Source organism: Micromonospora sp. CNZ322 (assembly GCF_007827755.1).
In genome coordinates this window covers 682683-696444 of the sequence record NZ_VITD01000001.1, presented here as the reverse complement: position 1 = coordinate 696444, position 13762 = coordinate 682683, and the positions used below count along the sequence as shown (strand labels likewise).

Annotated in this window: 15 protein-coding genes; 9 read left to right on the top strand and 6 right to left on the bottom strand. The window is 70.4% G+C overall.

The genetic code is table 11. The annotated features are described in order from the left end of the window. Positions 1 to 82 precede the first annotated feature (82 nt). Complete coding sequence (locus tag FB453_RS03175) at positions 83 to 958, top strand: biotin--[acetyl-CoA-carboxylase] ligase (protein ID WP_112581916.1); 876 nt, start codon at positions 83 to 85, stop codon at positions 956 to 958. Positions 959 to 1065: 107 nt separating this feature from the next. Then, positions 1066 to 1638, top strand: coding sequence for a PH domain-containing protein (locus FB453_RS03170; protein ID WP_112581918.1), 573 nt, complete (start codon positions 1066 to 1068; stop codon positions 1636 to 1638). A gap of 44 nt (positions 1639 to 1682) precedes the next feature. Here the strand turns inward: FB453_RS03170 and FB453_RS03165 are convergent, their stop codons facing one another. From FB453_RS03165 to FB453_RS03155, 3 genes are all read right to left on the bottom strand, one after another. Continuing rightward, positions 1683 to 2345, bottom strand: a complete 663-nt coding sequence (locus FB453_RS03165; RefSeq protein ID WP_222431301.1) for a MaoC/PaaZ C-terminal domain-containing protein — start codon at positions 2343 to 2345, stop codon at positions 1683 to 1685. Further along, positions 2342 to 3049 carry a GtrA family protein gene (locus FB453_RS03160; RefSeq protein WP_145787846.1) on the bottom strand — a complete coding sequence of 236 codons (708 nt, stop codon included), beginning with the start codon at positions 3047 to 3049 and terminating at the stop codon, positions 2342 to 2344. The genes FB453_RS03165 and FB453_RS03160 overlap by 4 nt, the downstream gene beginning before the upstream one ends. Before the next feature lie 63 nt (positions 3050 to 3112). Beyond that, the gene (locus FB453_RS03155; protein ID WP_112679150.1) at positions 3113 to 3649 is read right to left on the bottom strand and encodes a GtrA family protein; all 537 of its coding nucleotides are present in this window, start codon (positions 3647 to 3649) and stop codon (positions 3113 to 3115) included. Between the two features lie 439 nt (positions 3650 to 4088). Between FB453_RS03155 and FB453_RS03150 the strand changes: the two genes are divergently transcribed. From FB453_RS03150 to FB453_RS03135, 4 genes are all read left to right on the top strand, one after another. Further along, the gene (locus FB453_RS03150) at positions 4089 to 5933 is read left to right on the top strand and encodes a phosphoenolpyruvate carboxykinase (GTP) (protein ID WP_112581919.1); all 1845 of its coding nucleotides are present in this window, start codon (positions 4089 to 4091) and stop codon (positions 5931 to 5933) included. Between the two features lie 37 nt (positions 5934 to 5970). After that, complete coding sequence (locus tag FB453_RS03145; protein ID WP_145787338.1) at positions 5971 to 6828, top strand: hypothetical protein; 858 nt, start codon at positions 5971 to 5973, stop codon at positions 6826 to 6828. Positions 6829 to 7049: 221 nt separating this feature from the next. Continuing rightward, positions 7050 to 8237 (top strand): geranylgeranyl reductase family protein, encoded by a 1188-nt coding sequence (locus tag FB453_RS03140; RefSeq protein WP_486480139.1) that lies wholly within the window; start codon positions 7050 to 7052, stop codon positions 8235 to 8237. Between the two features lie 31 nt (positions 8238 to 8268). After that, positions 8269 to 9039: an isoprenyl transferase gene (locus tag FB453_RS03135; RefSeq protein ID WP_091394347.1), complete on the top strand. Its 771-nt coding sequence runs from the start codon at positions 8269 to 8271 to the stop codon at positions 9037 to 9039. Between the two features lie 31 nt (positions 9040 to 9070). On the opposite strand, the gene otsB is transcribed toward FB453_RS03135, so the two are convergent. From otsB to FB453_RS03120, 3 genes are all read right to left on the bottom strand, one after another. Continuing rightward, positions 9071 to 9895, bottom strand: coding sequence for a trehalose-phosphatase (gene otsB, locus FB453_RS03130; RefSeq protein ID WP_145787335.1), 825 nt, complete (start codon positions 9893 to 9895; stop codon positions 9071 to 9073). Positions 9896 to 9962: 67 nt separating this feature from the next. Continuing rightward, positions 9963 to 10316 carry a hypothetical protein gene (locus tag FB453_RS03125; protein WP_091394345.1) on the bottom strand — a complete coding sequence of 118 codons (354 nt, stop codon included), beginning with the start codon at positions 10314 to 10316 and terminating at the stop codon, positions 9963 to 9965. A 162-nt stretch (positions 10317 to 10478) separates the two neighbouring features. Beyond that, positions 10479 to 10922, bottom strand: a complete 444-nt coding sequence (locus FB453_RS03120) for an XRE family transcriptional regulator (protein WP_091394342.1) — start codon at positions 10920 to 10922, stop codon at positions 10479 to 10481. Positions 10923 to 11186: 264 nt separating this feature from the next. Between FB453_RS03120 and FB453_RS03115 the strand changes: the two genes are divergently transcribed. From FB453_RS03115 to phoH2, 3 genes are all read left to right on the top strand, one after another. Continuing rightward, the gene (locus FB453_RS03115) at positions 11187 to 11531 is read left to right on the top strand and encodes a hypothetical protein (RefSeq protein ID WP_030328857.1); all 345 of its coding nucleotides are present in this window, start codon (positions 11187 to 11189) and stop codon (positions 11529 to 11531) included. A 31-nt stretch (positions 11532 to 11562) separates the two neighbouring features. Further along, positions 11563 to 11898, top strand: a complete 336-nt coding sequence (locus tag FB453_RS03110) for a hypothetical protein (protein WP_091394339.1) — start codon at positions 11563 to 11565, stop codon at positions 11896 to 11898. 414 nt (positions 11899 to 12312) lie between these two features. After that, positions 12313 to 13728, top strand: a complete 1416-nt coding sequence (gene phoH2, locus FB453_RS03105; RefSeq protein WP_112581923.1) for an RNA 5'-3' helicase PhoH2 — start codon at positions 12313 to 12315, stop codon at positions 13726 to 13728. Positions 13729 to 13762 lie beyond the last annotated feature (34 nt).

Genomic DNA, 13762 nt, shown 5'->3' with positions numbered 1-13762 from the left:
AGGGAATATAACGATGGTTCAGGTGGGTGCCGCTGTGCAGTACGCCTCAGTGTCGACCGGAGCACCGCCGTAGGCTGGCGGAATGTCGGGCTCCCCGTACACCGATCTGGACCGGCCGCCGCTGTCGGCGGCCCGGCTGCGCCGCGCGTTGACCGCGCCGAACGGGCCGTGGGCCCGGCTGGAGCTGCGTGCCGAGACCGGCTCCACAAACGCCGACGTGGCCGAGGCCGCCCGGGCCGACGAGCCCGAGGGCCTGGTCGTGGTCGCCGAGCGGCAGACCGAAGGGCGCGGCCGGCGCGGTCGGGTCTGGCAGTCGCCGGCGCGGGCCGGCATCGCGACGAGCGTCCTGCTGCGGCCCGGCGAGGCCGTGCCGGACCGCGGCTGGCTGCCGGCGACACCCACGGGGTACGGGTGGCTGCCGTTGCTGGCCGGCGTGGCGCTGGTCGAGGCGGTGGCCCGGCTGGCCGAGCTGGAAGCCACCCTCAAGTGGCCGAACGACCTGCTGATCGACGACGCGAAGTGCGCTGGCGTGCTTGCCGAGGCGGTGCCCGGACGGGTGCCGGACCAACCGCCGGCGATCGTGCTGGGCATCGGGCTCAACGTGACGCTGCGCGCCGACGAGTTGCCGGTGAATCCGACCGGGCTGCCGGCCACCTCGCTCCAGCTGGCCGGCGCGGTGGCCACCGATCGGGATCCGCTGCTGCGGGCGCTGCTGCGGGCGGTCGCCGACTGGTACGACCGTTGGCGTTCGGCGGGCGGCGACGCCGTGGCCAGCGGCCTGCGCGACGCCTACCTGGCGGCCTGCGCGACGATCGGCCGCGAGGTACGCGTTCTGCTCCCCAACGGCGATTCCCTGACCGGCACCGCCACCGGAGTGGACCCGGACGGCCAGCTGATGGTCACCACGTCAACCGGCGCCCGAACCCTGGCCGCCGGGGACGTCCTGCACCTCCGCTGAGGACGGGCAAGATCACGAAGAGCCGAGTGGGCCCGCGCGGCGGATGTTGTGGTGGGGCTTGGGGGGTTTACCGTCTGCGCGTCTAGAAAATCGCGTTGGAGGTTCCCGTGGCGTTTCCTGAAGACGTGCTCACCGAGGACGAGCACGTCGTGCTGCACCTACATCCGCACTGGAAGGCGTTGATCCGGCCGATCGCGGTGCTGGTGCTGGCCATCGCCGCGGTGGTGGTCGGCGTGCTCCTGTTGCCCGAGAGTGGCGGCGGTTCGATCGCGCTGGCCGTGATCGGGGCGATCGCCCTGGTCGCGGTGCTCTGGCTCGGCCTGTGGCCGTTCCTGGTCTGGCGCACCACCCACTACCTGTTCACTAACGAGCGGGTCCTGCTTCAGCAGGGTGTGTTCTCCCGGGACCGGCGGGATCTCCCGCTCGCCCGGGTCAACGACCACTCGATGAACCAGCGTTTCGTCGAGCGTCTGCTCGGCTGCGGGACGCTCACCATCGAGTCGGCAGGTGAGCGCGGCCAGTCGGTCCTCCGCGACGTGCCGGACGTCGGGAAGGTGCAGACCACCCTGTACGAGCTGGTCGAGGCACAGCACGACAAGCACTCGCTGGGCGATGGCGAGATGCGCGACATGCTCGCCGACATGCAGGACGGCAAGCCGCTGCGCGACACCACTACCTGAACCGGATGGTTGGGACCCGCCCCTGCCGCACTGCCGGGGGCGGGTCAGTCGGGTCGTTGGGCCTCGGGTGAGCCGCTGCTCTGCGTCGGGTCGCCGTCGGACGACCCGACGGTGGACGGATCCGCTGCGGTCGGGCCGCTGTCGGGCTGGTCAGCTCCGGTCTGGTCAGCGTCGGTCGGGGCGGCTTCGGCTTCGGCGGGGTCGGCCTCGACCGGTCGCACGGCGAACCAGCCACGGAAGCGGGTCCGCAGCACCTCCTGCTCGGGCCGGTCGTCCGGGCCGAGGCGCAGCATGGTGCCGGTGAGGCTGACGGTGCCGAGCCCGGGGCGGGCGGTCGACGGCCGGGCGCCCATCACGTCGACCCGGACCGCGAGCCGGTCGCCGGCCCGCACCGGGGCCAGCCAACGCAGCTCCTCCAGGCCGGGGGACGCGTCCGCGGCGGCCCGGGACAGCAGGTGGTCGACGTACGCGCGCATGAACAGGCTGACCGTGTAGAAGCCGCTGGCGATCAGACCGCCGTGTCGGCTCTCCGCGGCCAGGTCGGGGTCGACGTGGTACCACTGCGGGTCGAAGCGGCGGGCGAAGGCGACCATCTCGTCGGCGTCCACGGTGACCACGCCGAGGTCGACGGTGAGCCCCGGGACGAGATCCTCGAAGAACAGCTCGGCCGGTCGCCCCGTGCCCGAGCGGGCGTCGGGGGTCGTCACCGGCGGGGCGCGCGGCGGGTGCTGACGTGCAGCTCCGCGGCGAGTTCCGCGTCCAGGTCGACGGCGGGGCTGACGCTCAGCCGCGGGGGCCGGCCCTGAGCCGGTGCGCCGGCTGGGGAGTCGAGGCGTTGCGCCGACTCCGCCTCCTCCAGCTCGGACACCGATTCCGCCAACTCGGCGACCGGGTCCATCTCCGCCATGGTGTCCCACTCGTCGCGCGGAATGTCGTGCCAGGTGGAGTCGGGCTTCGTGGCCTCGTCCTCGGCCGGTGCGACGGGCTGGAAGACGAAGGTGCGGTATGACCAGAACCGGAACAGCGTGGCCAGCATGACGCCGACGGTCTTGGCGAGATTCAGCGCCAGTAGGCCGTGTACGCCGAGGCCGTACTTGGCCGCCGCCACGGCTCCCAGCTCAATGAGCAGGCCGGCGCCGTTAAAAAGGAAGAAAAGGAGATATTCCCGGCGAAGCGCCGATTTCGGGCGATCGCGGTACGTCCAGTGCCGATTCATGAGGTACGACGTGATGGTGGCGACGATCGTCGCGATCACGGTCGCCTTCAACTGACCGTTGACGAAAACAGTCAGTGCAAGGGCATTGAACACCGCGTAATTGATGACGGTGTTGATGCCGCCGACGATGCCGAACTTGAGCGCCTCGTGGATGAACTTCTGCCAGCGCTCAGGCAGCAGGCGGACAAGACGCATGCGAAACACCTTAGGGCAGTCGGTGCGGCCGGCGATCACCGGCCGAACGAGGTGGGCGGCAGGTCACGCCCCGTGGTCACGGTCGGGATTCACCTGCGGAAGGGTCGGGGTTCCCGCTTCGACGAAGACGAACCGCCGGTACGACCAGAATCGAAACAGCGTGGCGAATCCCGTGCCGACGATGTAGCTGGCGAGATTGTCCGCCAGGCGCGTCTGGAACACCGCCGGCCAGATGGCTCCGAGCCCGTAGCGGCTGAGCGCGAGGCAGGCCACCGTGATGCCGAGACCGACCGCGTTGAAGAAGAAGAAGAGCGCGTACTCGCGCGCCGCGTTGTTGCGCTGACGGTGCCGCCACGTCCAGAACCGGTTGCCCACGAAGGCGACGGACGCCGCGATCACGGTGGAGATCGTCTTCGCCGTCAGCTCTTCGACGCCGTGCTTGCTCGTCAGGTAGTTGAAGAGCGCGAAGTCGACGAGGAAGGCGAAACCACCCACGGTGGCGAACTTGCTCATCTCGCGGATGAGGTGACCGAAGCGGTCGAGGAGTATGCCGACGAGACCCCGTCGGGTCTGCCGGGGACCCGGTTGTTCCCCGGTCATCGTGGCGGCCACGGAGGGAGCCTACCGGCTGCCGGCCAGTCAGAGGGGTAGCAACGGCAAGCGGGCGTGGCCTCCCGGAGGGGCCCAGCGCCGCGTACGTAACCACCGCACAGAGCGTAGCCAATTGGGAGGACTGAGCCGCCGAGGAACGGGAATCACCGCACCGGTCGGCGGGGCAGGTCCACGGCCCGACCGCAACAAGCGTCCGCCGGGGTGCTCGACAAGATTTGCGTGAAACTGCGCGGGAAAGCGGGTATCAGCTCGTGATGCCGCAGCGAGGCCGTAGCTTGTGCAGTTCTTCACAACCTGTCCCACTGACTCGGAAGGCTGCCCGGTTTACGCTGAGGCCAATCCCAGGTTTCCACGAAGGCGACGCATCGCGCCGCCGAGTCTCGTGCATCCCATAGATCGGTCAGCGTCGACCACAAGGAGATGTGTCATGGTTGCTCCGGCTGTTGTGCGGGGTATTGATCAGGCCCCGACGTCCCATCCGAAACTGCTCGCCTGGGTCCGTGAGGTCGCGGAACTGACCACCCCCGACCGTGTCGTCTGGGTGGACGGGTCCGACGAGGAGTGGCGCCGCCTCACCGATGAGCTGGTCGAGGCCGGCACCCTGATCCGGCTCAACCCGGAGAAGAAGCCCAACTCGTTCTACGCACGCACCGACCCGACGGACGTCGCCCGGGTCGAGGAGCGCACCTACATCTGTTCCGTCGACGAGGCGGACGCCGGCCCCACCAACAACTGGATGGCGCCGGCCGAGATGAAGCGGACGATGACGGATTTGTACCGGGGCTCCATGCGCGGTCGCACCATGTACGTCATCCCGTTCGTCATGGGGCCCGTCGAGGCCGAGTCGCCGATGTTCGGTGTCGAGATCACCGACAGCCCGTACGTGGTCGCCTCGATGCGCATCATGACGCGGATGGGCGCCCGGGTCCTCGAGGCCATGGGTGACGACGCGGACTTCGTGCACGCGCTGCACTCGATCGGCGCCCCGCTCGCCCCCGGCCAGCAGGATGTCGCCTGGCCGTGCAACGACACCAAGTACATCTCGCACTTCCCGGAGAGCCGGGAGATCTGGTCGTACGGCTCGGGTTACGGCGGCAACTCGCTGCTGGGCAAGAAGTGCTACTCGCTGCGGATCGCCAGCGTGATGGGCCGGGACGAGGGCTGGCTCGCCGAGCACATGCTGATCCTCAAGATCACCTCGCCGGAGGGCAAGACCTACCACATCGCCGGCGCGTTCCCGTCTGCCTGCGGCAAGACCAACCTCGCCATGGTGGAGCCGACAATTCCCGGCTGGAAGGTCGAGACCATCGGCGACGACATCGCCTGGATGCGATTCGGCCCGGACGGCCGCCTCTACGCCGTCAACCCCGAGTACGGCCTGTTCGGCGTCGCGCCCGGCACCGACTGGAAGACCAACGCCAACGCCATGCGCACGCTGGACCGTGGCAACTCCGTCTTCACCAACGTCGGCCTCACCGACGACGGCGACGTCTGGTGGGAAGGCATGGGCGAGCCGCCGGCACACCTGATCGACTGGAAGGGCAACGACTGGACGCCGGAGAGCGACAGCCTGTCCTCCCACGCCAACAGCCGGTTCTGCACCCCGATCACCCAGTGCCCGATCCTCGCCGACGAGTACTTCGACCCCAACGGGGTGCCGATCGACGCGATCCTCTTCGGCGGACGCCGCAAGGACACCATCCCGCTGGTGACCGAGGCCCGCGACTGGGTGCACGGCGTCTACATGGGCGCCACGCTCTCCTCGGAGACCACCGCCGCTGCGTCCGGCGCCGTCGGCGTGGTCCGGCGGGACCCGATGGCGATGCTGCCGTTCATCGGCTACCACGCCGGTGACTACTTCCGGCACTGGATCGAGATGGGCAAGGGCGCCGACGGCGACGAGGCGAAGCTGCCCAAGATCTACTACGTCAACTGGTTCCGCAAGGACCCGGACGGCTCGTTCCTCTGGCCGGGCTTCGGGGAGAACTCCCGGGTGCTCAAGTGGGTCGTCGAGCGGATCGAGGGCACTGCCGGCGCGGTCGAGACGCCGGTCGGCATGGTCCCCGCTCCGGACGCCCTGGACGTCGAGGGCCTGGACATGACCCCGGAGGATGTTCGGATCGCGCTGAAGGTCGACCCGGACGAGTGGCGCAACGAGCTGCCGATGATCACCGAGTGGTTTGAGAAGTTCGGTGACAAGCTGCCGGGCGTGCTCTGGGCCGAGCTGGACGCGCTGCGCGCCCGCCTGGACGCCGCGCAGCCGCAGCGGTAGGTGTGAACGAGACCCTTCGCGGGCAACATCGGATTTCATGAGGACGGCCGCCGAGACCCAGGTCCGGCGGCCGTCCGCAGTCCGGGTCCTCACCATCCTGCTCGCGACGACGGCGGCGGCCACCGTCGTGGTCGAGCTGCTCAACTGGTGGTACGCCCCGGAGCAGGGATTCGGGCTGGCCGTACGGACCGGCTGGGCCATGCTGCGCTCGTTCGGCTTTCTGCTGCTGATCGGGCACGTGCGACGGGGTCGTACGGTGGCCCGCCCGTTCGGGCTGATCCTCGCCGTCACCACGATCTTCGCGGTCGGCCGGCTCATCGTGCCCCGGCAGGGGGTGCCGCCACTGCCCGGCCTGATCGGCTTCGCCATTCTCACGGCGCTCTGTGTCGCTGTGGTCTGGTTGCTCTACCGCTCGTCGGCGTTGGCCGGGCACCTGGTCCGGCACCGTCCACGCCTCGTCATCGACCGGGACGGCATCTCCTGGCGGGAGACCCCTCCACGCCGACCACAGGCCAGTGCCTGGTTGTTGACCAGCCGGGTGGCGGCCTTCACCTACAGCCCGCTGATGCTGGTGCCGGCCCTGGTGGCCGGAGGTTCCATCCTGGACGGTCGGCTGACCGCGGTGCCGGCCGTGCTGTTCTGGTTCGGTGCGGGCGTCACTGCCAGCTACGCGGTGCTGTTCTGCACCGCGTTCCTGATGCGGGGCAAGGACTGGGCGCGTGGCCTGCTGGTCGTCGTCACGGTGGCCGTACTCGCCGTGGACCTGCCGCTGTGCTGGTGGCTGCTGGGCGTGGACGGCCTGATCCGCGACGGCGCACCCCTGCTCGCCGCCGCCGGGCTGGCCCTCTACGGCCTACGCCGCGCCGCCCGCACCCCCGACGCCGCCCCAGCCTGACCGCGTCCCGCGCCCCGCCCCACGGATCGCCGATCTTGCGCTTTCTGCGGTGATAAAAGGTGCATCCTTCGCAGAACGTCCACACAAACTGCAAGATCGCGTGGTGGTGGGCGGCGGCAACGCCGCGCACGGCGGCCGTTGCCCGAGGGGTGTGTGGGGGAGGATGGGCATGGCGGCGGTCACCACGGTCGGCGCCGGTGCGGCGTGGGTGGTTGTCGTCGGTGCGAGACCGTGTCGCGCCGCTTCGGGCTGACGGGAGGCGCGCGGTGGGCGACGAGTTCGACGTGGTGGTGGTGGGGGCAGGGCCGGCCGGGGCGGCAGCCGCGCTGACGGCGCGCCGGGCCGGTGCCAGCGTGCTGCTGCTGGACCGGGCCGATTTTCCTCGGGACAAGGCGTGTGGTGACGGGATCGCCGCGCACTCGGTGGACGTGCTCGCCGAGCTGGGGGTGACCGAGGCGGTGGCGGGCTATGCGCCGCTGCCGGCGCTACGCATGATCTCGCCCGGTGGCGGTGCAGTGGCTCGGGCGCTGCCCCGACCCGCGTACACAGTGCCCCGGGAGGTTTTCGACGCGCGGCTGGTGGCGGCCGCGGTGGCCGCCGGCGCGCAGCTTCGCCGGCACACCGTGCGTCAGGTCGAGCCGCGCGCCGACCGGGTGGTGCTCGACGGGCAGGTGTCCGGTCGGGTGGTGATCGGCGCGGACGGCGCCGGTTCGGTGGTACGTCGGGCGCTCGGCCATCCGCAGAACCCCGATCGGCACCTCGCGCTGGCCATCCGGGGGTACGCCCCGGCTCTGCCCGGCCCGTCCGAGCAGCTCATCGTCACCTCGAAGGCGCGTTGGCCGGCGTACGCCTGGTCGTTTCCGATCGGTGACGGACGGGCGAACGTCGGCTACGGGGAGGTCCTGCGCGGTGAGCCGCTGAGCCGCGCGTACCTGCTGGACCGGCTGGCCGCCCTGCTGCCCGGCACCGATCTGGCGACCGTGACCGCGTTGCGGGCCCATCACCTGCCGCTCTCCACCCACCGGCCGTCACCGGGGCGGGGGCGCACCCTGCTGGCGGGGGATGCCCTGTCACTGATCAATCCGTTCACCGGGGAGGGGATCTTCTACGCGTTGCTCTCCGGCGCGCTCGCCGGGTCGGCGGCGGCCCGGTCGCCCGAGGGCGCGGCTGGCCGCTACGCCGACGGGTTGCGTCGCCGCCTCGGCACCCACCTGCGGCACAGTTCGGTCGCGGCCTGGTTGGCCCGGCGACGCCGGGTGGTGGACGCGGCGGTCCGGGCCGCCCGTCGGGACGACCGGGTGTTCTACGACGTGGTCGAGTTGGGGCTGGGTGACGGACGCCTCACCGCTCGTACGCTCGCACTGATCGGCGCAGGTCTGGGCGGCGGGGTTGGGGCTCCGAGGCAGTGAACTGGCTGAAGGGTCGCTACGCTGCTAGGTGATGACGCTGCGGAACCTTATCTACTCCGTGTACGAGCGCCGGCTCACGGCGAAGCTCGCGGGTAAGCCGGTGCCCCGGCACGTCGGGGTGATGTGCGACGGCAACCGCCGATGGGCGAGGGAGATGGGCTTCGTCGACCCGAACGACGGGCACCGGGTCGGCGCGGCGAAGATCAAGCATGTCCTCGGCTGGTGTGACCAGGCAGGGGTCGGGCACGTGACTCTCTACCTGCTGGCCACCGACAACCTGCGCCGACCGGCCGCCGAGCTGGACCCGCTCCTCAAGATCATTGAGGATCTGGTGGTGGAGCTCTCCGAGGAGGGCAACCCCTGGCGACTGCGCATCGTCGGGGCGCTCGACCTGCTGCCGGCGCAGACCGCGGCGGCGCTCAAGGGCGCCGAGGAGCGCACCCGCGAGCGCACCGGCGGCGCGGAGGTCAACATCGCGGTGGGCTACGGCGGTCGCCGGGAGATCACCGACGCGGTCCGTTCGCTGCTGCTTGAGCACGCCGCCACCGGGGGCACGATAGAGGAGTTGGCCGAGGTGCTGGACGTCGAGCACATCGCCGAGCACCTCTACACCCGGGGCCAGCCCGACCCGGACCTGGTCATCCGCACCAGCGGCGAGCAGCGGCTGTCCGGTTTCATGCTCTGGCAGTCCGCGCACTCGGAGTTCTACTTCTGCGAGCTCAACTGGCCGGACTTCCGGCACATCGACTTTCTGCGGGCCCTGCGCTCGTACGCCACCAGACAACGCCGCTACGGGGCCTGACCCCGCGGCGACGTCGTCGGTCGCCGCCCGGTCAGGGCAGGTGGGTCAGCGCCCGGGTGAGGAAGTCGCCCAGGGCGGCCGGCGACTCGATGGTCAGGTCGGCGGCGTTGGCCACCTCGTGCCCGGTCTCCGGGTTGGCCACCGCCACGCAGATACCGAGGAAGTCCGGGTCGGCGGCGGCGCGAGCGCGTAGCGCGGCGAAGGCCTTGATGTCGGAGACATCGTCGCCGAAGTACCAGGCGCCGGTGGCACCCTTGATCGCCTCGCCGATCACCATGCCCTTGTCCCGGTCGACTGGAGGCTTGAGCTCCAGCACCATCCGCCCGGCCTGCGAGCGCAACCCCAGACGGTCGGCCTGCGCCTGCCCCCACTGCTGCACGGTCGGGCCGAGTTGCGGGGCGGTACGCCAGTGCAGCGCGACCGAGAGCCGCTTGTACTCCACGAGCGTGCCGGGCGGCAGTTCCGCCCGAGCCAGGTCGGCCAGCTCCGCCATCGTCGGCACCCAGGGCAGCGCGGCCGGCTCGGTGACTGTCTCGCCGCCGGAGTGGCTGTGCTCCAGGCCGTAGAGGCCATAGAGGTCCACGCCAGCGAGCCCGCCGAGCTGGTCCCGAAGGAACTCGACGGGTCGGGCGGAGACGATCGCGACCCGCTGCACGACCGGGGCGAGCGCCTCGATCGCGGCCAACGCCTTGGGCGCCGGGCGTACCGCGGTCGGATCGTCGTCGACGGGCGCGAGCGTGCCGTCGAAGTCGAAGAAGAGCACGGTCCCGGCCGCCCGGCTGGCGGTTATCCGCCAGGCCTGGTCGGCGTTCAACGGGGTTCTCGGCTGCTGATTGCCCAGATTCAACGGCGGCACGCGCGTCAGCGTACCCCGGCGATCCAGGCTCATTCCTGGCCGAGCGGACCCATTGAGCGGTAGGCGATCAGCGTTCGGCGGCTCCTCGTCCGCGCCGGCCGAACGGCACCACTGCCGCCTCCTGGCCGTGGCTCAACAGGTAGCCCTCCACGAACCCGGTGTTGCGATCGCCGGTGTGATTCTCGATCTCGTTGAGCCGTGCCACCAGGAACTCGGTGAGCGCGCTGATTCGGTTGTTGAGACGCTCGTGCAGCTCGGCGACGACGGCCAGGACGACCGCGGTGCCGGCGGTGATGAGCGCAAAGAGGTTGACGAGCAGCGGCAGCTGCCCGCCGTCGACCGCGAGGGTCACCGTGTTGCCGGTCGCCCACAGTGTCACCGACACCGTTGCAACCACGACTGCCAACCACTTCAGGGTCATGGACAGACCCCTCCTTCTGTCCCGCAGGGCTGGGTTCGGCCTTGTCCCGTCCCCCCGCCGATGACGAGCCCAAGCAGTACGAATAGGGACGCTAGCGTGCCCGTTCCAGCCCCGGAGGCAAACGAATGAACCTGACCAGGCGTTCTTTCGCTATCTGAGGAACTAGCCTGCCTGATTGCCCCTTTTTCGGACATCGACCGGCAACGTTGGGCGGTATGCGAGGTATCTGATGGTTTCGCGGATGTGGAACTTCTCCGCGTCCGACACCTGCGGATCGACCAGACGGCGCAGCAGCGCCTCCACGTCTGGGTCCATCGGAGGGGCGGCCTGGCCGGTGCGGGGGCCGGCCGCGGCGCGGTCCCAGCCGAGTGCGGCGAAGGCGGCGGCCGGGTTCAACCCCAGGCCCTCGCAGAAGGCGACCACCCGCTCGGCCTCCGGGTCGCTGGCCCAGTCGCCCCGGACCCAGCGGTTGATGGTCTGCCGGGAGACGCCGGTGCGCCGGGACACCTCGGTGCCGCTCCAGGCTCGGGTCGCCCGTGCCTCGTCCAGGGCCCGCCGGACGAAGGTGGCGAAGGCGATCTTCCGCGCATTGGCCGTCTCGGTCACTCCGTGACGGTACGGCCAGCCGGCTGCGGGTGCGCGCCCCGGCTCGCCACTGTCACGCAGACGTGACGAGGCGTTCGGATTTCCGGTAAACGAGTCAGTGCCACTGTTGAGGGGTGTCACGCGGGCAGAATAGATGAACGTAGTGGCAAACGTAAGCGGACGAAAAGCTGATACTGTCACGCCCATGGGACAATCTACGGTGTGTCACGTGCATGAGACGATTGGTGCTCACATGCGTCACGCCCCCGGTGCCAGGGGGTCGTGGTGACCGAGCTCGCCACCCGCGCCCAGGCCTTCGGGCTGATCGCCGAGGGGGTCGCCGCGGGGCTGACCGCCCCCTGGCGTCTCTACCTGGCCCGAGGCTGCCGCTACCTGTCGCTGAGCGTCGGTGATCGTGCCGAGTGGAACGCCTGGCGTACCCATCTCGGCTGCCCGGAGCTGAGCGTCCGGGTCTACGACGCCGGCGGCGAGATCCGCCGGTCCTCGGTGGCCGAGGTCGTGCTGGACGGCTGCCGGATCAGCGTCGAGCTGGTCGAGGAGGTCAGCACCGACGACCTGGACCGGCTGCTCGTCGCCGACCCCACCACGATCGAGCCGGAGGAGCGATGACCTGGCGTCCCGGCTGGGCCGGAGCTGCCCGATGAGCCCGTTTCTCGCGGTGTTCCTCGTCCTGGTGCTCGGTGCCACCAGTTACGCGGCCGGCCGGCTGCACGGGCAGCTCAGCTACCGCATCGGCTACCGCTTCGGTTACCGGCAGGGTTACTTCGACGGTGACCGGGGCGCCTGGAACCGGCGTCGTCGGGACGCCCAGGCGGCGATCGCCTCGGCCCTGTCGGTCTCGCCTGCGGGCGTGGTCCGCTCCGCCGGCGCCGTCGAACGCCCCGGCACCACGTACACCGGCTCGTCGTTCAGCGCGCCGGCCGCCCCGATCACCGGGCGGCACCCGACCGGCACGCTCGTCCGACGTACCGGTTGAGGTCGGTCGGCGGGGGCTGCCCCGCCGACCGGCACCACGAGCGCGGTGCGTCGTCCGCGGCGGACACGCACCGTCGGGGTCACGGTCAGACCGGTGACGGTGGCCCCACCGGCCGGGATGCGCGCAGGGGGCATGCATCCCGGCCGGGTCCGCCGCGTTCACCGCCGGTCTCACGGCTGGTGAGAACGTCGACGGAGCGCTGTTCATGAGCGCGTCTTGGGAGATCCACGTTCGGCCTCTAGCCGGGAAGGTCAGGCGGGGCTAGCGTCTAGGCATGGCACGGGGTTCTCCCGAGCCAGCCGGTCCGCCCGGATCTGCGACCTCGCGCATGGGGTTCCGCATCCGACCCCGTGTCCCCGGGCACCGGAGGAGGCGGAACACGGGTGGCGGGTGCCCATCCGTCGGAGCAGGCCTGTGACGACTCGCCGTACCATCGCCGGTGCCGACCAGACCCCGGCCGCGACTGCCACGCCCCGCCGAGCCACCAGGAGCCGCCGTTCGGCGGCCACCGCGCCGGCCGACCCCAAGGAGCCACGACCAGCCGGCCAGGCCTTTGTCCTGGACACGTCGGTGCTGCTCTCCGATCCGGCGGCGTTCCACCGGTTCGCGGAGCACGAGGTGGTGCTACCTCTGGTGGTCATCACCGAGCTGGAAGGCAAGCGGCACCATCCGGAGCTGGGCTGGTTCGCCCGGCAGTCGCTGCGGATGCTCGACGACCTGCGGGTTCGGCACGGCCGACTCGACCGCCCGGTGCCCGCCAACGACGTCGGCGGCACCCTGCGGGTGGAGCTCAACCACACCGACGACGGCGTCCTGCCGCCCGGTTTCCGCACCGAGAGCAATGACGCCCGGATCCTCTCCGTCGCGCTCAACCTCGCCGCCGAAGGGCGGGAGGTGACCCTGGTCAGCAAGGACATGCCGTTGCGGGTCAAGGCGGCCTCGGTAGGTCTGCGTGCCGACGAGTACCGCCACGGCCAGGCCAGCGACCCGACCTGGACCGGCATGTCGGAGATGGAGTTGAGCGAGGAGCAGATCGGCCAGCTGTACGCCGGCGAGACGCTCGATCTCGACGAGGCGGCCGGGCTGCCCTGCCACACCGGTCTGGTGCTGCACTCGGGGCGTGGCTCCGCGCTCGGTCGGGTGCTGCCGGACAAGTCGGTGCGTCTGGTCCGGGGCGACCGGGAGGCGTTCGGGCTGCACGGCCGCTCGGCCGAGCAGCGAATCGCTCTCGACCTGCTGTTGGACGAGTCGATCGGGATCGTCTCGTTGGGTGGCCGGGCCGGCACCGGCAAGTCGGCGCTGGCGCTCTGCGCCGGGCTGGAGGCGGTGATGGAGCGCCGCCGGCACAAGAAGGTGATCGTTTTCCGCCCGCTGTACGCCGTCGGTGGCCAGGAGTTGGGCTACCTGCCGGGCTCGGAGTCGGAGAAGATGTCGCCGTGGGCCCAGGCGGTCTTCGACACGCTCGGCGCGGTGGTGCACGAGAACGTGCTGGAGGAGGTCACCTCACGGGGCATCCTGGAGGTGCTGCCGCTGACCCACATCCGCGGGCGCAGCCTGCACGACGCATACGTGATCGTGGACGAGGCCCAGTCGCTGGAGCGCGGGGTGCTGCTGACCGTGCTGTCCAGGATCGGGCAGGGCTCCCGGGTGGTGCTCACCCACGACGTGGCCCAGCGGGACAATCTGCGGGTCGGCCGGCACGACGGGGTGACGGCTGTCATCGAAGCGCTCAAGGGCCATCCGCTCTTCGCGCACGTCACCCTCAGCCGTTCGGAGCGGTCGCCGATCGCCGCGATGGTCACCGACCTCCTGGAGGACATCCCAATCTGACGGGCCTTATGTGGGCTTATGTCCGCATTTTTGG

What these genes read in the sequence shown, in the direction of transcription:
- FB453_RS03175 (WP_112581916.1), top strand. Translation starts at nt 83, where the DNA reads ATGTCGGGCTCCCCGTACACCGATCTGGACCGGCCGCCGCTGTCGGCG.
- FB453_RS03150 (WP_112581919.1), top strand. Translation starts at nt 4,089, where the DNA reads ATGGTTGCTCCGGCTGTTGTGCGGGGTATTGATCAGGCCCCGACGTCC.
- FB453_RS03155 (WP_112679150.1), bottom strand. Translation starts at nt 3,649, where the DNA reads ATGACCGGGGAACAACCGGGTCCCCGGCAGACCCGACGGGGTCTCGTC.
- FB453_RS03125 (WP_091394345.1), bottom strand. Translation starts at nt 10,316, where the DNA reads ATGACCCTGAAGTGGTTGGCAGTCGTGGTTGCAACGGTGTCGGTGACA.
- FB453_RS03145 (WP_145787338.1), top strand. Translation starts at nt 5,971, where the DNA reads ATGAGGACGGCCGCCGAGACCCAGGTCCGGCGGCCGTCCGCAGTCCGG.
- FB453_RS03160 (WP_145787846.1), bottom strand. Translation starts at nt 3,049, where the DNA reads ATGCGTCTTGTCCGCCTGCTGCCTGAGCGCTGGCAGAAGTTCATCCAC.
- FB453_RS03110 (WP_091394339.1), top strand. Translation starts at nt 11,563, where the DNA reads ATGAGCCCGTTTCTCGCGGTGTTCCTCGTCCTGGTGCTCGGTGCCACC.
- FB453_RS03135 (WP_091394347.1), top strand. Translation starts at nt 8,269, where the DNA reads ATGACGCTGCGGAACCTTATCTACTCCGTGTACGAGCGCCGGCTCACG.